Genomic DNA, 17,570 nt, shown 5'->3' with positions numbered 1-17,570 from the left:
GCCATGCGCCGGCGCGGCAAGCTCCTCTCCGAGGCGGAACTCGCGCTCTGGCGCCAGGTCGCGCGCACGGTGAAGCCGCTGGCCGGCCGTGCGCCGGTCGAGCCTGAACCGGAGGCCGAACAGGTCAAGCCTGTTCCTATGGCAGAGAGTAGTCCGTCACCCGCTGTTCTTGCGCCCGGTCGGCAATCAGCGAAGCCCGCCCCGCCGCCCCTGGTGCCGCTGGAGCGGCGCATGCGCACGCAGTTGCGCCGCGGCCAGCAGGGCGTCGAGGCTGTCATCGACCTGCACGGCCTGCGCCAGGACGAGGCGCATTCGGCCTTGCGCGGTTTCCTGCGCCTGCAGCAGCAGCGCGGCGCCAAGCTCGTGCTGGTGGTGACCGGCAAGGGCATTGCCGGCGATGTCCCTTATGGCGAGGAGCGCGGCATCCTGCGCCGCAACGTTCCCCATTGGCTCCGGCTGCCGGACTTGCGGTCGCTGGTGCTCGGCTTCGACGAGGCCGAGCAGCGCCATGGCGGCACCGGGGCGCTCTATATCCGCCTGCGCCGCAGCCGGGAGCCGGGTTGATGACGCCGTTCGGCCGCCGCGTCCGTGAGCTGCGCGCTGCCCGCGGCGTCACACTGGCGCAGATGGCGCAGGCGCTCGGCGTCACCCCGGCCTATCTCTCGGCGCTGGAGCACGGCAAGCGCGGCCAGCCGACCTTCACCCTGATCCAGGGCGCAATCCATCATCTCGGCGTGATCTGGGATGAGGCCGACGAATTGATCCGTCTCGCCGAGCTCTCGCATCCGCGCGTGGTAATCGACACCGCGGGTCTCGAACCGGAAGCAACCCTGGTCGCCAATCGCCTCGCCCATGAGGTACAATGGCTCGGTCCGTCGGACCTGGCAGCGCTGACCTCGATCCTCGACAGTGCCGCGCGCCGGCGCGGCAGCGCTTGACCTGACCTGCCGGCAATGCCACACGCCGCCATCCTCCCGCCATTACGGATCGTTTCATGACCTCCAAGCGCTATGACGTGCTCGCCTTGGGCAATGCCATCGTCGACGTCTTCGCTTCGGCGGAGGAAGACTTCCTGATGAAGTACGAGCTGGTCAAAGGCTCGATGGCGTTGATTGACGAGCCGCGGGCCGAGCTGCTCTATGGCGCGATGGGCCCGGGCAAGGTGGTCTCGGGCGGCTCGGCCGCCAACACCATTGCCGGTCTCGCCTCCTTCGGCGGCAAGGGCGCCTTCATCGGCAAGGTCAAGGCCGACGAGCTCGGCAAGCTCTATCGTCACGACCTGGCCTCGCTCGGCGTCGCATTCGATACCGCCGCGGCGACCGAAGGCCCGGCGACGGCACGCTCCTTCATCATCGTCACGCCCGATGGCGAGCGCACGATGAACACCTATCTCGGCGCCTGCCAGGGCCTGTCCCCGGCCGATGTCGATCCGGCCACGGTCGAGAACGCCGACATCGTCTATCTCGAAGGCTACCTCTGGGATCCGCCGGCGGCCAAGGACGCTTTCCGCAAGGCCTCCGAGCTCGCGCATAAGGCCGGTGGCCGCGTCGCCATCACCCTGTCCGACTCGTTCTGCGTCGATCGCTATCGTGACGAGTTCCTCGGCCTGATCCGCAACCGCATGGTCGATCTCGTCTTCGCCAACGAGCACGAGCTGAAGAGCCTCTACCAGAGCGCCGATTTCGACACGGCGCTGGCGGCGCTGCGCGCGGAGAACGTGCTTGCCGTGATCACTCGCTCCGAAAACGGCGCGCTGGCGCTGACGCCGGATGGCGTCGTGGCCGAGCCGGTCTTTCCGATCGAGCGCGTCGTCGACGCGACCGGTGCCGGCGACCTCTTCGCTGCCGGCTTCCTGCACGGCCTGACGACGAACCGCGAGGCGCGCGACTGCCTGCGGCTTGGCGCACTCGCCGCCGCCGAGGTCATCAGCCATGTCGGCGCGCGCCCGGACGTCAACCTGAAGATGCTTGCGAGCAATAACGGTCTGCTCTGAGACAGGAGCGCGGGCGGCTCAGGCCGCCCGCTTCAGCCCCGTCGCGCTCCAGATCTCGCTGAGGGCGCCGACCAGAGCGGCGATGTCCTCGTCCGAGTGCAGCGGCGTCGGCGTGATCCGCAAACGCTCGGTGCCGCGCGCCACGGTCGGGTAGTTGATCGGCTGGACGTAGATTGCAAAGCGCTCCAGCAACTCGTCGCTGATCCGCTTGCACAGGGCGGCATCGCCGACCATCACCGGCACGATATGGCTGGGATTGGGCAGATGCGGAATGCCGGCCTGGTCGAGCTGGCCGCGCAGCTTGCGCACCCTATCCTGCTGCCCCTCGCGTTCGGCTGAGCTCGCCTTGAGATGCCGGATCGCCGCGAGCGCGCCGGCCGCCAGGGTCGGCGGCAGCGAGCTGGAGAAGATGAAGCCCGAGGCGAAGCTGCGGATGAAGTCGCAGAGATCAGCCGAGCCGGTGACATAGCCTCCCATCACGCCGAAGGACTTGGCCAGCGTACCCTCGATCAAGTCGAGCCGGTGGCTGAGGCCGTCGCGCTCGCTGATGCCGCCGCCGCGGGCGCCGTAGAGCCCGACGGCATGGACCTCGTCGACATAGGTCAGCGCGCCGAATTCCTCGGCGAGATCGCAGAATTCGGCAATTGGCGCGATGTCGCCATCCATCGAATAGACCGATTCGAAGGCGATCAGCTTCGGCCTGGCCGGATCGACGCTTGCGAGCTTGCGGCGCAGGTCCTGCGGGTCATTGTGGGCGAAGATCAATTTCTCGGCACGCGAATGCCGGATGCCCTCGATCATCGAGGCATGGTTGGCGGCATCGGTGACGACGACGCAGCCGGGAATGCGCGCGGCCAGCGTCGAGAGCGAGGCCCAGTTCGACATGTAGCCGGAGTTGAACAGCAGCGCCGCGTCCTTGCCGTGCAGGTCGGCGAGCTCGCGCTCCAACAGGACATGGTAGTGGTTGGTCCCGGCGATGTTGCGCGTGCCGCCGGCGCCGGCGCCGCAGGCATCGAGCGCCTCGCGCATCGCGGTGAGCACGGCAGGGTGCTGGCCCATGCCGAGATAATCGTTGGAGCACCAGACGGTGACCTCGCGCGGGCCGTTCGGGCCGTGGAAGGCGGCGCGCGGAAAGCGGCCGGCGCGGCGCTCGAGATCGGCGAAGACGCGATAGCGGCCCTCGGCCTTGAGGCCGTCGAGCTCGCTGCGAAAAAAGGCCTGGAAATCCATTGGGGAGCCTCCTGGCGCCAGCTTTGAGGGATTCCAGCCACAGGGTAAAGGCGCGCCGATGTCGCGCCGCAGCAGGGCCCTGGCGGATCGAGGCCAGGGCCGGCCACGCCGCATCGTGCAAGGTGCTTTTCGTTTCCGGCAGGGAATGGGTCTTTCCCTTTGGCGCGCTGGCCCTTTAGATCGTTGGCAAAGCTGACGAGGAGCGGGCCATGGCGGTAACGATCGACGGACGGACCCTGAAGGGCAGGCAGGTGCTGCGCGTGGCCCGGCCCGGCGCCTCCGGCCGCTATGAGAAGGCGAGCCTGGCCAAGTCCGCCCGCGAGGCGATCGCGGCGACGCGCGCCCATATCGACGCCAATTTCATGAACGACGAAGCTCCGTTCATGTACTCCTTCAACACCGGCGTCGGCCTGTTCAAGGACCAGCGCGTGCTGATGTCGGAGATGACCGAATACCAGCGCAAGAGCGTCTATGCTCACGCGACCGGCATCGGTGAGCCCTTTCCCGAGGATGTGACGCGCGCCACCATGCTGCTGCGCGCCAACGCCTTCGCCTCGAACTATTCCGGGCCTCAGGTCGCCCTGGTCGAGCGCCTGCTCGCCTGCCTCAATGCCGGCATCCATCCGGTGATCCCGCAGAAGGGCTCGGTCGGCGCCTCCGGCGACCTCGCCCCGCTCGCCCATATGTCGGCCGCGGTCTGCGGTTTCGAGGAGGGCGAGGCGGTCTACAAGGGCAAGCGGATGAAGGCTCGCGACGCCCTGGCCAAGGCCGGGCTGGAGCCGGACTTCAAGCTCGGCGCCAAGGACGCCTCGGCCCTGATCAACGGCTCGACGGTGTCGCTGGCGCTCGGCGTGCTCGCGACCGAGGACGCCAGGCGCCTGATCAAGGCTGCCGATATCGGCCTTGCCCTCTCGCTCGAGGCCATGCGCGGCGAGCTCGCGGCCTTCGATCCGCGCGTCCACGCCGCTCGCCCGCATCCCGGCCAGGCGCTGGTCGCGCGCAACCTCCTCAAGATCACGCAGGGCTCGAAGCGCTGCTCGGCCTCCGCCCGCGAGACGATCTATCCCGACGAGATCGGTCGCACGCCCGGCAAGCCGCCGGCGCCGCGCGTGCAGGACGTCTATTCGCTGCGCTGTGCCCCGCAGGTGCATGGGCCGGCGCGCGAAGCGCTCGACTATATCAGCCGGATCATCGCGACCGAGACCAATTCGGCGACCGACAACCCGCTGATCTTCCCCGAGGATGACGGCTACCGCGTCATCTCCGGCGGCCATTTCCACGGCCAGTACGTGGCGCAGGCGATGGACCTGCTCGCCATCGCCATGACCGATCTCGGCTCGATCTGCGAGCGCCGCCTCGCCCGCCTGGTCGATCCGACCTTGAGCTACGGCCTGCCGCGCAACCTGCTCGCCGGCAAGCGCGGCCTCAACACAGGCTTTGCCACCGTGCAGTGCTCGATGTCGGCGCTGGTGATGGAGAACCGCACGCTGTCCTCGCCCGGCTCGGTCGACTCGATCCCGGGCAAGTCCAATGCCGAGGACCATGTCTCGAACTCGACCTGGTGCGGCCGCAAGGCGCGCACGGTCGTCGAGAATGTCGAGATGATCATTGCCGCGGAGATCCTGATGGCCTGCCAGGCGCTCTCGCTGATCGCCGACACCGCCAAGGCCCATCCGCTCGGCAAGGGCACGCAGGCGGCGCTGGAGGCCGTCCGGGAGACGATCCCGCCGGCGCTCGACGGCGACCGCTGGTACGCCGCCGAGATGAACCAGGCGACGGCTCTGGTCCGTTCCGGTGCGATCGTCGAGGCGGTCGAGGCGGCCGTAGGGGGATTGGAGTAGGGCGCTGCCTGACTACGCATGTCATGCTCGGCCTTGAGCCGAGCATCTCAGGCCGGATGAAACTCCGGTCAGCGCCTTCTCGTCATGAGCTTCTCGGGTCTGCGCTTCGCTCCGCCCGAGAATCACGTCTGTTAGTACAGCGTCGCCTTGACCCGTTCCGGCAGCGCCTTGTCATAGGCCTCGCCGTCGAAGGCCTCTGTCGCCGTCCGCGCCGAGATCTCGCGCAGGATCGTGCCGGCGCTCGGCAGCGAGCGCTTGTCGACCTGCGCCGCCGGGTTCCAGAGATCGGCGCGCACCACCGCCCGCGAGCACTGGAAGTAGGCGGCCTCGACGGTGACCACGATCACGCAGGCTGGCAGTTTTCCGGCCATCTCGAAGCGCGCGCACAGCTCCGGGTCGGTCGAGAGCACCGCGGTGCCGTTCACACGCAGGGTTTCGCCGTAACCGGGGATCAGGAAGAGCATTCCGATTCGATTGTCGGACAGAAGATTCTTCAACGAATCCAGGCGGTTATTGCCTCTTCTGTCCGGAATCAGCAGCGTTTTCGCGTCGCTCACGGTGACAAAGCCAGGCTGATCCCCGCGCGGTGAGCAATCCAGGCCATCAGGACCATTGGTCGCGAGCACGAAAAACGGCGAGGCCGCGATCAGTGCGCCATAGTTGGCGTCGATGTGATCGATCTCCTTCATGACCGAAGCCGGCGCGATCGGGTTCGGATAGAGCGCGGCGAGCTGATCAAGCGACGTAATCCGATGCGCGGTCATGCCAGCCTCCGAAGTCAATAAGTCTAGACTATTCGACTTCGTTGCAGCGCACCAGAGGGCGGCCAAAAGAAAACGCCCCCGCATCCTACGATGCGGGGGCGTCTGATTCACGTGAAACGCAGATCGCGTATCAGTCGTCGGCGTTCTGGCGCTCGCGAGCCTTCTCGGCTTCGCGCTCGGCCTTCAGCTTTTCGGTGATGTCCTCACCCGTGGCCTGGTCGACCACCTTCATCGACAGGCGCACCTTGCCACGCTCGTCCATGCCGAGGAACTTGACCTTGACCTTGTCGCCTTCCTTGACGACGTCCTGCACCTTCTGGACCCGCTTGGGAGCGAGCTCGGAGATGTGGACGAGGCCGTCCTTGGCGCCGAAGAAGTTCACGAAAGCGCCGAACTCCATGACCTTCACGACGGTGCCGTCATAGATCATGCCGGGCTCGGCTTCCGAGACGATCGACTTGATCCACTTGATCGCCGCTTCGATCGACTTGCCGTCGGCCGAGGCGATCTTGATGGTGCCGTCGTCCTCGATGTTGACCTTGGCGCCGGTCTTCTCGACGATCTCGCGGATCACCTTGCCGCCCGAACCGATGACTTCGCGGATCTTGTCGACCGGGATCTTCATCGTCTCGATGCGCGGCGCGTACTCGCCGAGCTGGCCACGCGAGGCCGAGAGGGCCTTGTTCATCTCGCCGAGGATGTGATCGCGACCGCCCTTGGCCTGGTCGAGGGCGACCTTCATGATCTCCTCGGTGATCCCAGCGATCTTGATGTCCATCTGCAGCGAGGTGATGCCCTCGGCCGTGCCGGCGACCTTGAAGTCCATGTCGCCGAGATGGTCCTCGTCACCGAGGATGTCGGAGAGCACTGCGAAGCGCTCGCCTTCCAGGATCAGGCCCATGGCGATGCCCGCGACCGGCGCCTTCAGCGGCACACCGGCATCCATCAACGCCAGCGAGGTGCCGCAGACGGTGGCCATCGAGGAGGAGCCGTTCGACTCGGTGATCTCCGAGACGACGCGGATCGTGTAGGGAAACTCCGACTTCGCCGGCAGCATCGGGCGAATGGCGCGCCAGGCGAGCTTGCCATGGCCGATTTCGCGGCGGCCGGGCGAACCCATGCGGCCGGCTTCACCCACCGAATAGGGGGGGAAGTTGTAGTGCAGCAGGAAGGTCTCCTTGTAGGTGCCTTCCAGCGAGTCGATGAACTGCTCGTCATCGCCGGTGCCGAGCGTGGTCACGACCAGCGCCTGGGTCTCGCCGCGAGTGAACAGCGCCGAACCGTGGGTGCGCGGCAGGATGCCGGCTTCCGAGACGATCTTGCGGACCGTCTTGAGGTCGCGGCCGTCGATGCGGACGCCGTCGTCGAGGATGGTCCAGCGCACGACCTTGGCCTGGGCTTCCTTGAACTGGCCGGCGACCTGCTCCTTGGTGAAGGTGGTCTTGCCGTCCGGTGTCTCGGAGACGAGCGCCTGGACCTTGGCCTTGGCGGCGTCGAGAGCCTTGTAGCGCTCGGCCTTGGTGGTGATCTTGTAGGCGGCGCGGATATCCGCATCGACCAGCTTGAGCACGGCCTCGAGCACGACCGAGTTGTCGGCCGGCACGTAGTCGCGCGGCTCCTTGGCGGCCTTCTCGGCCAGGCGGATGATCGCGTCGATCACCGGCTGGAAGTGCTTGTGACCGAACATCACGGCGCCGAGCATGACCTCCTCGGAGAGCTGCTTGGCCTCCGATTCGACCATCAGGACGGCGTCGGGCGTGCCGGCGACGACCAGGTCGAGCTGCGATTCCTTGACCTCGTCGATCAGCGGGTTGAGCTTGTAGGCGCCGTCGATATAGCCGACGCGGGCAGCGCCGACCGGGCCCATGAACGGCACGCCCGAAAGCGTCAGGGCGGCGGAGGCGGCGACCATCGCGACGATGTCGGGATCGTTCTCGAGGTCATGCTGCAGTACGGTGCAGACGACCTGCGTCTCGTTGCGGTAGCCCTCGACGAAGAGCGGGCGGATCGGCCGGTCGATCAGGCGCGAGACCAGCGTCTCCTTCTCGGTCGGACGTCCCTCGCGCTTGAAATAGCCGCCGGGAATGCGGCCGGCGGCGAAGGTCTTTTCCTGGTAGTTCACGGTCAGCGGGAAGAAATCGATCCCGGGCTTCGGCGACTTGGCGGAGACGACGGTCGCGAGCACGACGGTCTCGCCATAGGTGGCGAGCACGGCGGCATCAGCCTGACGGGCGATCTTGCCGGTTTCGAGCACGAGCTTGCGCCCGCCCCAGATCAGCTCTTCGGTTTGCACATCGAACATAGGATTTTCTTTCGGTCGGATGCGATCCGTCCGGCGTCGATCGTGCCCATGGGCAAGACGGCTAAACGTCCGGGAGGTGCTTGCAGGAAGCGCGCCCGGGCGCTCGGCGATCCTGCCATGGACGTCGCTGACGCCGGCGGATCATGCGGGAAGCCGCCCCATGCGGTTGCCGCACTGGAATGGGAGGTCGCGTCATTGCGGCGCTCCCGGAGCGAGGCCGATCAATCGGCCCCTAGTAGAACCGCCCGGAGCAGCGAGGCACCGGGCGGAATTTCGGTCTCGATCAGCGGCGGATGCCGAGCTTCTCGATCAGGCTCTTGTAGCGCGCTTCTTCCTTGCCCTTCAGGTAGTCGAGCAGGGAGCGGCGCTGCGAGACCAGCTTGAGCAGGCCGCGGCGCGAATGGTTGTCCTTGGTGTGGGACTTGAAGTGGCCGGTCAGGTTGTTGATGCGCTCGGTGAGGATCGCGACCTGGACTTCCGGCGAGCCGGTGTCGTTCGGCTTGGTGGCATGTTCCTTGATGAGCGCGGTCTTGCGCTCGGCAGTGATCGACATCGTGATGTCCTTCGGTTGGGTGTTGATCTGGCGGGCCAGGCCGGGATGTCGTCCAGCAAGGTCCGAAGCCCGCATCCGCCTCATCGCGGAAGGGATGCGCAGCCAGCCATCGGGCCGGTTGGCCGGGGATATACACGAAATCTGGCGAAACGCTAGCGTGCTGCATCGCAGCAGGGGGAGCACGGCTCCCGGAACCTCTGCCGGCTCCGCAGGTTGATTCGCCGCAGGTTTCCAACCGGGGTTGCGTATCATGCCAGCCATGTCGAAGGACCGCCTCATTGCCGCGCTCGGCGCCCAGCTCCGAGCCGAGCGCGAGACCCGCGACGCGCTCGCCGATGTGATCGCCAACGGCCAGCTCGACCGCGAGGTGCTGCTCGCCATCCTGTCGGATCCCGTTCCGGTCGTGACCCGCGACGAGATCGTGCGGGCCGAAGCCTGGCTGCGTGGGCTGCCGCCGGCCTTGCCGGTCCGACCCAGACTGAGGGCGGCCTGATGGCGCCCCGGCCGGCCTGGAAGGGCTATCTCAAGCTCTCGCTGGTCTCCTGCGCTGTCGAACTGACGTCGGCGACCGACCATAGCGAGAAGGTCTCGTTTCGCGTCATCAACCGCAAGACCGGCAACACGGTCAGGCGGCAGTACATCGACAGCGTAAACGGTAAGCCGGTCGATTCCGACGACGAGGTCAAGGGCTACGAGATCGGCGGCGACGAATATCTGCTGATCGAGGAGGACGAGATCGACGCGGTTCAGATCGAGAGTTCCCACACGCTCTCGATCGAGCAATTCGTCGACCGCGCCGCGATTCCGCAGATCTATTTCGACCAGCCCTATTATCTTAGCCCCTCCGACGAGGTCTCGGAGGAGGCCTTCGCCGTGATCCGCGAGGCGATGGCCAAGCAGAAGAAGGCCGGCATAGCCCGGATCGTGCTCTATCGCCGCGAGCGCCCGGTGATGATCGAGCCCTTCGACAAAGGCCTGCTGCTGACCACGCTGCGCTACGACAAGACCGTGCGCCAGCCGGATGAGATCTTCGACGGGCTGCGCAAGGGCAAGCTCGATGCGGAACTGGTCGACCTCGCCACTCATATCATCGAGAAGAAAGAGGCGAAGTTCGATCCGAGCGGCTTCGAGGATCGCTATGAGGAGGCGCTGCTCGAGCTGATCGCGGCCAAGCGCAAGGGCAAGAAGCCGCCGGTGGCAAAGCCCGCCGAACGCCCTTCCAATGTGGTCAACCTGTTCGAGGCTTTGAAGAAGAGCCTCGGCGAAGAGAGCGGCTCGCCCGGCAAGCCGTCAGCACGCGGCAAGAAGCCGTCGAATGCCCGCAAACCGGCGAAGAAGCCTGCTGCCGGCAAGGCTAAAAAGAGCGCCTGACGCGCGTCGGAGGGCGCCATGGCCAATCTCGATCTCTACCGTTCGAAGCGCGACTTCTCCCGGACCCATGAGCCGAAGGGGGCCGGCAAGCGCCGTAGCAAAGCAGCGCAGGCCGGCGGCGCCTTCGTCATCCATAAGCACGCCGCGCGCCGCCTCCACTACGATCTCAGGCTGGAGCACGACGGCGTGCTCTGGTCCTGGGCGGTGACGCGGGGCCCGAGCCTCGATCCCGGCGAGAAGCGCCTCGCGGTTCATGTCGAGGACCACCCGCTCGAATACGGCGCCTTCGAGGGCACGATTCCCGAAGGGGAATATGGCGCCGGCTCGGTCGTCGTTTGGGATGAGGGCAAGTGGATTCCGGAGGGCGACCCCGTCCGCGGCATGGAGAAGGGCCATCTTGCCTTCGCGCTGGAAGGCCACAAGCTCGGCGGGCGCTGGCATCTCGTCAGGCTGAAGCCTCGCCGCGGCGAGAAGCGCGACAACTGGCTGCTGATCAAGGTCGAGGACGATTTCGCCCGCGACGACGAGGATATTCTGGAGACGGCGCCGGATTCGGTGAAGTCGGGCAGGAGCGTCGAGGAAGTCGGCGAGGATCCCGCAGGCGACGTCTGGTCGACCGATGAGAAACCTGCAAAGGGCCGCCAGGCCAAGGCGGCCAAAGCAAAATCAGCGAAGGCCAAGCCGGCCCGCCGTTGGGAAAAGACCGAAGGCGAGCCGCTGCCTCGCTTCGTCGAGCCATGCCTTGCGACCTTGCAGAACAAGCCGCCGGCGGGTGACGCCTGGCTGCATGAGGTCAAGTTCGATGGCTATCGGCTGCAGGCGCGGCTCTCGGCTGAAAAGGTCAAGCTGCTCACACGCACCGGGCTCGACTGGACCGAGCGTTTCGGCGACCGGATCGCCGAGGCGCTCACTGCGCTGCCTTACGACACGGCGCTGATCGACGGCGAGGTTGTCGCGCTGGGCGAGAACGGCATCTCCTCTTTCTCCGCGCTCCAAGCCGCTTTGTCAGAGGGCAAGACCGCAAACCTCGTCTTCTACGCCTTCGACCTGCTCCATCTCGATGGCGAGGATCTGCGATCGGAGCCGTTGCTCGCCCGCAAGGAACGGCTGGAGGAGCTGCTGAAGAGCGTCGGGTCGGATTCGCCCTTGCGCTATTCCGAGCACTTCATCGAGCCCGGCCAGACCATGCTGCGCCATGCCTGCCGCATGGGGCTGGAGGGGGTGATCTCCAAGCGCGCCGAGGCGCCCTACCGCAGCGGCCGCGGGCGCGACTGGGTCAAGTCGAAATGCACTCAGCGCCAGGAATTCGTCATCGCCGGCTATGTTCCGTCGAAGGCCTCGCGCAACCAGCTTGGCTCGCTCGTCCTCGGCTATCACGATGATGGCGAGCTGAAGCCCGCCGGTCGCGTCGGCACCGGCTTCACCCGCAACTCGGCCGCGGCGCTGAAGAAGAAGCTCGACGCCATTGCCGCGAAAGCCTCGCCATTCCCCGGTGAAGCCGGCCGCGAGCGTGGTATCGTCTGGGTCAGGCCCGAGCTCGTCGCCGAGATCGCCTTTGGTTCGTGGACAGCCTCCAAGACGCTGCGGCACTCGTCCTTCCTCGGCCTGCGTGAGGACAAGCCGGCTGGAGAGGTCGTCGAGGAGAAGCCCGCCAAGGCCGTAGCGAACAAGGCACCAGCGACGAAGGGCAGGCGCAAGGCTGGCCCGGAGACGACCGTGACCCTCAGCAATCCCGGCAAGCCGCTCTGGCCCGATATCGGCTTCACCAAGCAGGATCTGCTCGACTATTACGCCAGCGTCTGGGAGCGCATGGCGCCCTTCGTGATCGAACGCCCCTTGAGCCTGCTGCGTGCGCCCGATGGCGTCGGCGGCCAGGTTTTCTTCCAGAAGCATGCCGGCGCCGGCCTGCATAAATCCGTCTCGCGAATGAGGGACAAGGATGGCGAGGAGCTGCTCTTCATCCGTGATTTCGACGGGCTCGCCGCTTTGGTGCAGCTCGGCACGGTGGAAGTCCATGTCTGGGGCGCCAAAGTCGATGCGGTCGAGACGCCTGATCAGGTCATCTTCGATCTCGATCCCGACCAGGACGTGCCGATGGAGCGCGTGCGCGAGGCGGCGCTCACCGTGCGCCAGCGGCTCGATGAGCTCGGCTTCGAAAGCTTCCTCAAGACCTCCGGCGGCAAGGGTTTCCATGTCGTGCTGCCGCTGAAGCCCAAGGCGGACTGGGACGCGGTCAAAGGCTTCGCTCGCGACTTCGCCAAGGCGATGGAGCAGGCCGAGCCGAAACTCTATACCGCGACCCTGTCGAAGAAGGCCCGCAAGGGTCGCATCTTCATCGATTACCTCAGGAATGGCCGCGGCTCGACCGCCATCGCGCCGTTCTCGACGCGCGCACGCCCCGGCGCCGCAGTCGCCATGCCGGTCGCCTGGGAGCTGCTGGAGAAGGGTTTGAAGCCCGACGCTTACAAGGCACCGGACGTCATGAAAAAGGGCGCGCCTGACGACGCCTGGGCCGCCTTCTTCAAGCCGAAGCGGCCCCTGAAGCGCTGATCTCGCCGCGATCATAGCGCCGCTGCGCCTCCTCGACCTCGCCGATATGGGCTTCGGCCCATTGCGTCAATGCCGCGACCGTTCCGGCGAGCGTGCGCCCGAGCGGCGTCAGCGAATACTCGACCGTGACCGGCACGGTCGCGAAGGCCCGGCGCGAGATCAACCCGTCGCGTTCCAGGCTCTTCAGCGTCTGCGACAGCATCTTTTGTGAGACGCTGTCGATGCGCCGGCGCAATTCGTTGAACCGCAGCGTCTCCTGTTCGAGCAGGATCATGACCAACACCGCCCACTTGTCGCCGATGCGGTCGAGCACCTGCCGTGTCGGGCAGCGGGCGTTGAACGGGTCGGGGCGTTGAAGCATGGCGGTTTCCGACAGGTGACCTTGTGGCGTGAAAGTGCCTTCTTGAGAGAAAATCGCATGCCTGCCATCTGGTGTCCATTGGGATGTAGGTTCCCATCAGATACTAGGGAAGATCACCATGAAGATTGCTCTCATCGGCGCCACCGGCTTCATCGGCTCGCGCCTGCTCACCGAGCTGACCAGCCGCGGCCATCAGGTCACCGCCATCGTTCGGAATCCCGGGAAGGTGCCGCAGGGCGCCGGCGTCACCGCGCTGAAAGGCGATGTCTATGACAGGGACGGGCTCGCCGCCCCGCTCGCCGGCCATGATGCGGTGATCAGCGCAGTGCATTACACCGCCAGCGATCCGGCGACGCTGCTCGCTGCGGTGAAGCAGTCCGGTGTGAAGCGCTATCTCGTCGTCGGCGGCGCCGGCAGCCTCGAGGTTGCGCCGGGCGTCAAGCTGTTCGACACCAAGGAGTTCCCGGCGATCTATCTCGACGAAGCCAGGAAGGGCGGCGCCTATCTCGATCTGCTGAAGGGCGAGCCCGGTCTCGACTGGACCTTCCTCTCGCCTTCCGCCTTGATCGAGCCGGGCGAGCGCACCGGCAAGTTCCGCCTCGGCAAGGACCAGCTCTTGGTCGATGGCAACGGCCAGAGCCGGATTTCGGCCGAGGACTACGCTGTCGCTTTGGTCGATGAACTGGAAAAGCCGGCGCATTCGCGCCAGCGTTTCACGGTCGGTTATTGAGGCGGGGCACAAGGCCCCGCCTCGACGCTGTGGGGCTTTACCGGTCGGATCGGATCAATCCGACCGGATCCAGCTGCAGGGTGCGGCGGAAGCGCTTCTCGCCGAAAGCGAGTTGGCCGCGGCGAAGTTCGCCGCTCCAGACATGGCCGGCGTCGCTCTCGAAATAGAGCTGCGACGCATCGACCTCGTAGCGGCCGCCATGACCGGCCGCCTGATCGCGCTGCTTGCCGAAGCGGCCATTGGGACGAAGATCGAGCCGGGTGGCCCCATCCTCGCTGACCCAGCGGCCGAGCACGGCGCGCTCGGCCTTGCTCAGTGGCTGGAAGGCTTCGAGGTCGATCTCGAGCGGGCGGATCGGCCGCTTGGCCGGCACGATGATCGACGCGATCGCGCCGAGCGACTGGAAGACCTGGCTGAAGGGCATGGTGATCTCCTTTCGTTCAGGTTGTTGGGCGGTGCAGATAGCGCCGCCTTTGACAGGAATATGTCAGTAGCAACCGGCTCGGGGCGCCCAGGGCGATCCGCCCGTGGGTCCGTGGTCGACGACGCTGCCGGTATGCTGGGACAATGCATCGGCGCGAGCCGGGAGCGGTAGACCGATCCGCCGCGATCATTGCCTGATCCTCCAGCACTGGAGTCTGGCTATGGCAAAGGCGCCGCATTTCCTTATATGAAAGTCCAGGCAATCAGGTGGCCTTGGTCACCCGCCATGGAGGCCGGTGCATGCCCCAGATTCAGGAACTCGCCACGCTGATCGCGCGCTTCGCGCCGACCGACGGTGTCCACGAGACCGCGGTCCCGCGCCTGAAGGTCGTCCGTCTCTCGCAACCCAGCGAGCCAATGCACGGCCTGCACGAGCCAGCGCTCTGCATCATCGCCCAAGGCGCCAAGCAGGTGATCCTGGGCGACCGGATCTATCGCTACGACGCCGCCCATTGCCTCGTCGTCTCGCTCGATCTGCCGGTCATCGGCCAGGTGATCGAGGCGACGCCGGAAGAACCCTATCTCTGCGCCAAGCTCGAGCTCGACCCGGCCGCCATCGGCGCGCTGATGCTGGAAGCGCCGCCGCTCGCCGAGCCGGAGCTGTCATCCGGCCCGGGGCTGACGGTCAGCCCGATGACGTCGGTCTTGCGCGATGCCGTCATCCGGCTGACCAGCCTGCTGGAGTCCCCCGCTGACATTACGGTGCTCGCGCCGCTTGTCGAGCGCGAGATTCTCTATCGCCTGCTGACGGGAGAGCAGGCGGCGCGCTTGCGCCAGATCGCGGTGGCGGAGAGCAAGCTGCAGCAGGTCAACCGCGCCATCGCCTGGATCAAGCGCAACTACCGCAATCCTTTCAGCGTCGAGATCGTCGCGGCGGAAGCGCGGATGAGTGCGTCCGCCCTGCACCAGCACTTCAAAGCGGTGACGGCGATGAGTCCGCTGCAATACCAGAAGCAATTGCGGCTGCAGGAAGCCCGTCGGCTGATCCTGGCCAACGCGCATGATGCCGCCTCGGCCGGGTTCGAGGTTGGCTATGAGAGCCCGTCCCAGTTCAGCCGCGAGTATAGCCGCCTGTTCGGCGCCCCGCCGCTGCGCGATGTCGCGCGCCTGCGGGGCACCGAACAGCGCTCAACGGCTGACGCGGCCTAGAACTCCTCCCATCCGGTCTCGCTTGCGCGACTGTTCGCGGTCTTGCGCTGCTGGGGCGCGGCGGCCTTGCTCTGGGCGAAGGCGGCCTCGGCGAGCTGGCGCAGGCGCTCCGGCTCCGGCGCCTGGCCACTGCCGCGATCGGCCGGGCCGGCGGCATGTGGCGCAGCCCCCGCAGGGCGTGCGGGCGCCCGCAGTGCAGGGTTGGCAGGCCGGGGCGCCGGACGCGTCCCGAAGCCGGCGGAGCCTGGCCCCGCCGCCATGGCGCCAAGCGTCCCGCCGCCCGTCCGGAAGCTCGCCACCAGCGTGTTGAGCTCGCCGATCCGGCCGCTGAGCGCTCCCGCCGAAGCGGCGCTCTGCTCGGCCAGCGCGGCGTTCGCCTGCGTCATCTCGTCGAGATGGGCGACCGCCTGGCTCATCTCCTCGATGCCGCCCGCCTGCTCGCCCGCTGCCGCCGAGATCTCCTGGATCGTGCCGGTGACCTTGCGCGAGGCCGCCAGGATCGTCTCCAGCGACTCGCCGGCCCGGCGCACCAGCTTCACCCCGGCCTCGACTTCGCTGTTCGAGGAGGAGATCAGCCCGGAAATATCCTTGGCCGCCTCGCTGGAACGCTGCGCCAGGGTGCGCACTTCCGACGCGACCACCGCAAAACCCTTGCCGGCATCGCCGGCGCGGGCCGCCTCGACCGCCGCATTGAGCGCCAGCAGGTTGGTCTGGAAGGCGATGTCGTCGATGACGCGGATGATGTCGGAGATCTTGCGCGAGGCGTCCTCGATCCGGGCCATGGCGCTGACCGCCTCGCCGGCGATGGCGCCGCCCTCCTGCGCCGCCTGCATCGCCTCCTCGGCGATCGCCGCCGCCTGGCGCGCGCCCTGGGCGGAGGCCTTCACTGAAGCCGCCAGCTCCTCGGTCGTCGCCGCGGTCTCCTCCAGTGAGGAGGCCTGCTCCTCAGTGCGCTTCGACAGGTCATCTGCGCCAGTGTTGATCTCGCGCGCCGCAATGCCGACCTCGGAGGCTGTCAGCTGGATCGTCGAGACCGTCGCGGAGAGGCGATCGACGGCCCCATTGAAGTCAGCCCGGAGCTGTTCGTACTCGGCCGGGAAGGCGTCTTCGAGCCGGCAGGTCAGGTCCGCCTGGGCGAGACGCTCCAGACCGGCTGCCAAAGCACGGACGATCGCTTCCTGCTGGCGCGCATGCTCGCGCTGCTGCTCAACCGTGCGCTCGCGCTCGGCCTGGTTGCTGCGGCGCTCGGCATCGCTGCGCTCGGATTGCTCGGTCGCTTCGGTCTCCAGCCGTGCCTTCTCGATCGCCGCCTCGCGCAGGATGGAAACCGCGTCCGCCATGGCCGCCACTTCGTCACCGCTGCGCAGCTTCGGCGGCTCGCTGGCAAGATCACCTGCGGCCAGCTTCAGCATCGTGTCCTTGAGCTGGCCCAGAGGCCTCAACGTCCGGCGCGTCAGCCAGAACAGCAGCGCCCCACCGATCGCGGCGATCACGAGGCCGGCGATGACATTGTTGCGGATCATCTCGTCGATGACGGTAAGGAAGTCCGACTGCTTGATGCCGACATAGAGGATGCCGATCACCGCATTGTCCGACGTCTGGATGATCGGCTCGTAGATGGTGAAATACGGAATGCCGAGGATGTCGGCGGCGCCGGAATAGGTCTTGCGCTCCTTGAAGACAGCGTCGTGAGCAGGGCCCTGCGCGAGCTTGGTGCCCACCGCACGCGAGCCATCCGGCTTCTGGACGTTGGTCGTGACGCGCGTGTCGCCCATGAACACCGTCGCGGTGCCGCCGGAGAGCGCCTTGACCTTGTCGACCGCGGCAAAATTGCCGTTGACCAGCTCCGAGCCGAAGAAAAGCTTGTCGCCGTCCAGCCGGGGCTCACCCTTGGCCGTAAGGATATCCCGCAGCAGGTTGATGTTGACGGTCAGGCTGGCCTGAGCCCGCTCGCGCATCGCACTGTCGGCGGCGCGGATCGAGACGATTACCGATGCCGCGATCGCGGCGGCGAAGATGGCGATGCCGACGATCGCGAGCCGGTTGGAGATGGGTAGCCAGAGGGAGGCGAGCTTCTTCACGGGCGGCTCCTTGAGGCGGCCGAGATCGACCTGCACTCAAGAACCTGTCGAAACTGGTAAATTTCGTTTTAAAAGGGCGAAATATCGACCCAAAAGGCCCTGTTTTGCGAAGAGCTCGTTCCATTCAGTACAAAATGGGCCGCGACATGCGTGTGCTCTGCA

General features: G+C 66.5%; 16 protein-coding genes. 9 read left to right on the top strand and 7 right to left on the bottom strand.

All coding sequences use genetic code 11. The features are described from left to right. Positions 1-3 precede the first annotated feature (3 nt). The 3 genes from VGV58_RS24995 to VGV58_RS24985 are packed head-to-tail and all read left to right on the top strand — an operon-like array spanning position 4 to position 1,993. Positions 4-564 (top strand): Smr/MutS family protein, encoded by a 561-nt coding sequence (locus VGV58_RS24995; protein WP_326876757.1) that lies wholly within the window; start codon positions 4-6, stop codon positions 562-564. Then, positions 564-938, top strand: coding sequence for a helix-turn-helix domain-containing protein (locus tag VGV58_RS24990; RefSeq protein ID WP_326876756.1), 375 nt, complete (start codon positions 564-566; stop codon positions 936-938). The genes VGV58_RS24995 and VGV58_RS24990 overlap by 1 nt, the downstream gene beginning before the upstream one ends. Before the next feature lie 56 nt (positions 939-994). Beyond that, complete coding sequence (locus VGV58_RS24985) at positions 995-1,993, top strand: adenosine kinase (protein WP_326876755.1); 999 nt, start codon at positions 995-997, stop codon at positions 1,991-1,993. An 18-nt stretch (positions 1,994-2,011) separates the two neighbouring features. Here the strand turns inward: VGV58_RS24985 and hemA are convergent, their stop codons facing one another. After that, positions 2,012-3,223, bottom strand: coding sequence for a 5-aminolevulinate synthase (gene hemA / locus VGV58_RS24980; protein ID WP_326876754.1), 1,212 nt, complete (start codon positions 3,221-3,223; stop codon positions 2,012-2,014). A gap of 209 nt (positions 3,224-3,432) precedes the next feature. On the opposite strand from hemA, the gene VGV58_RS24975 reads away from it, so the two are divergent. After that, positions 3,433-5,064, top strand: coding sequence for an HAL/PAL/TAL family ammonia-lyase (locus VGV58_RS24975; RefSeq protein WP_326876753.1), 1,632 nt, complete (start codon positions 3,433-3,435; stop codon positions 5,062-5,064). Positions 5,065-5,195: 131 nt separating this feature from the next. Here VGV58_RS24975 and VGV58_RS24970 read toward each other — a convergent pair whose 3' ends face one another. From VGV58_RS24970 to rpsO, 3 genes are all read right to left on the bottom strand, one after another. After that, the gene (locus VGV58_RS24970) at positions 5,196-5,828 is read right to left on the bottom strand and encodes a pyridoxamine 5'-phosphate oxidase family protein (protein ID WP_326876752.1); all 633 of its coding nucleotides are present in this window, start codon (positions 5,826-5,828) and stop codon (positions 5,196-5,198) included. 130 nt (positions 5,829-5,958) lie between these two features. Further along, on the bottom strand, positions 5,959-8,130 hold the full coding sequence (gene pnp, locus VGV58_RS24965; RefSeq protein WP_326876751.1) for a polyribonucleotide nucleotidyltransferase: 2,172 nt from the start codon (positions 8,128-8,130) through the stop codon (positions 5,959-5,961). A 283-nt stretch (positions 8,131-8,413) separates the two neighbouring features. Further along, the gene (gene rpsO / locus VGV58_RS24960) at positions 8,414-8,683 is read right to left on the bottom strand and encodes a 30S ribosomal protein S15 (protein ID WP_326876750.1); all 270 of its coding nucleotides are present in this window, start codon (positions 8,681-8,683) and stop codon (positions 8,414-8,416) included. 250 nt (positions 8,684-8,933) lie between these two features. Between rpsO and VGV58_RS24955 the strand changes: the two genes are divergently transcribed. From VGV58_RS24955 to ligD, 3 genes are read left to right on the top strand one after another with little or no spacing between them, the layout of a single operon-like run. Next, complete coding sequence (locus VGV58_RS24955) at positions 8,934-9,176, top strand: hypothetical protein (protein WP_326876749.1); 243 nt, start codon at positions 8,934-8,936, stop codon at positions 9,174-9,176. Then, a complete protein-coding gene (ku, locus tag VGV58_RS24950; RefSeq protein ID WP_326876748.1) occupies positions 9,176-10,054 on the top strand; it encodes a non-homologous end joining protein Ku in 879 nt (292 codons plus the stop codon). Before VGV58_RS24955 ends, ku begins: the two co-directional genes overlap by 1 nt. Before the next feature lie 18 nt (positions 10,055-10,072). Next, positions 10,073-12,604 carry a DNA ligase D gene (ligD, locus tag VGV58_RS24945; RefSeq protein ID WP_326876747.1) on the top strand — a complete coding sequence of 844 codons (2,532 nt, stop codon included), beginning with the start codon at positions 10,073-10,075 and terminating at the stop codon, positions 12,602-12,604. Here ligD and VGV58_RS24940 read toward each other — a convergent pair. Continuing rightward, positions 12,576-12,965: a winged helix-turn-helix transcriptional regulator gene (locus tag VGV58_RS24940; protein WP_326876746.1), complete on the bottom strand. Its 390-nt coding sequence runs from the start codon at positions 12,963-12,965 to the stop codon at positions 12,576-12,578. The genes ligD and VGV58_RS24940 overlap by 29 nt on opposite strands. Positions 12,966-13,083: 118 nt before the next feature. On the opposite strand from VGV58_RS24940, the gene VGV58_RS24935 reads away from it, so the two are divergent. After that, on the top strand, positions 13,084-13,695 hold the full coding sequence (locus VGV58_RS24935; RefSeq protein WP_326876745.1) for an NAD(P)-dependent oxidoreductase: 612 nt from the start codon (positions 13,084-13,086) through the stop codon (positions 13,693-13,695). A 37-nt stretch (positions 13,696-13,732) separates the two neighbouring features. Here the strand turns inward: VGV58_RS24935 and VGV58_RS24930 are convergent, their stop codons facing one another. Further along, positions 13,733-14,119: an Atu4866 domain-containing protein gene (locus VGV58_RS24930; protein WP_326876744.1), complete on the bottom strand. Its 387-nt coding sequence runs from the start codon at positions 14,117-14,119 to the stop codon at positions 13,733-13,735. Positions 14,120-14,418: 299 nt separating this feature from the next. Here VGV58_RS24930 and VGV58_RS24925 point away from each other — a divergent pair, with 299 nt between their 5' ends. Next, positions 14,419-15,327: an AraC family transcriptional regulator gene (locus VGV58_RS24925; protein WP_326876743.1), complete on the top strand. Its 909-nt coding sequence runs from the start codon at positions 14,419-14,421 to the stop codon at positions 15,325-15,327. Here the strand turns inward: VGV58_RS24925 and VGV58_RS24920 are convergent. Further along, on the bottom strand, positions 15,324-17,408 hold the full coding sequence (locus VGV58_RS24920) for a methyl-accepting chemotaxis protein (RefSeq protein ID WP_326876742.1): 2,085 nt from the start codon (positions 17,406-17,408) through the stop codon (positions 15,324-15,326). The two genes, VGV58_RS24925 and VGV58_RS24920, sit on opposite strands and share 4 nt — an antisense overlap. Positions 17,409-17,570 lie beyond the last annotated feature (162 nt).

Source organism: Allobosea sp. (assembly GCF_035944895.1).
GTDB lineage: Bacteria > Pseudomonadota > Alphaproteobacteria > Rhizobiales > Beijerinckiaceae > Allobosea.
The sequence above is the reverse complement of the archived record's forward strand: the minus strand, read 5'-3'. Positions and strand labels throughout refer to the sequence as shown.

Bases quoted from the DNA above. Each gene is read 5' to 3' on its own strand.
- VGV58_RS24995 (WP_326876757.1), top strand. From the start codon at position 4: ATGCGCCGGCGCGGCAAGCTCCTCTCCGAGGCGGAACTCGCGCTCTGG.
- VGV58_RS24990 (WP_326876756.1), top strand. From the start codon at position 564: ATGACGCCGTTCGGCCGCCGCGTCCGTGAGCTGCGCGCTGCCCGCGGC.
- VGV58_RS24985 (WP_326876755.1), top strand. From the start codon at position 995: ATGACCTCCAAGCGCTATGACGTGCTCGCCTTGGGCAATGCCATCGTC.
- hemA (WP_326876754.1), bottom strand. From the start codon at position 3,223: ATGGATTTCCAGGCCTTTTTTCGCAGCGAGCTCGACGGCCTCAAGGCC.
- VGV58_RS24975 (WP_326876753.1), top strand. From the start codon at position 3,433: ATGGCGGTAACGATCGACGGACGGACCCTGAAGGGCAGGCAGGTGCTG.
- VGV58_RS24970 (WP_326876752.1), bottom strand. From the start codon at position 5,828: ATGACCGCGCATCGGATTACGTCGCTTGATCAGCTCGCCGCGCTCTAT.
- pnp (WP_326876751.1), bottom strand. From the start codon at position 8,130: ATGTTCGATGTGCAAACCGAAGAGCTGATCTGGGGCGGGCGCAAGCTC.
- rpsO (WP_326876750.1), bottom strand. From the start codon at position 8,683: ATGTCGATCACTGCCGAGCGCAAGACCGCGCTCATCAAGGAACATGCC.
- VGV58_RS24955 (WP_326876749.1), top strand. From the start codon at position 8,934: ATGCCAGCCATGTCGAAGGACCGCCTCATTGCCGCGCTCGGCGCCCAG.
- ku (WP_326876748.1), top strand. From the start codon at position 9,176: ATGGCGCCCCGGCCGGCCTGGAAGGGCTATCTCAAGCTCTCGCTGGTC.
- ligD (WP_326876747.1), top strand. From the start codon at position 10,073: ATGGCCAATCTCGATCTCTACCGTTCGAAGCGCGACTTCTCCCGGACC.
- VGV58_RS24940 (WP_326876746.1), bottom strand. From the start codon at position 12,965: ATGCTTCAACGCCCCGACCCGTTCAACGCCCGCTGCCCGACACGGCAG.
- VGV58_RS24935 (WP_326876745.1), top strand. From the start codon at position 13,084: ATGAAGATTGCTCTCATCGGCGCCACCGGCTTCATCGGCTCGCGCCTG.
- VGV58_RS24930 (WP_326876744.1), bottom strand. From the start codon at position 14,119: ATGCCCTTCAGCCAGGTCTTCCAGTCGCTCGGCGCGATCGCGTCGATC.
- VGV58_RS24925 (WP_326876743.1), top strand. From the start codon at position 14,419: ATGCCCCAGATTCAGGAACTCGCCACGCTGATCGCGCGCTTCGCGCCG.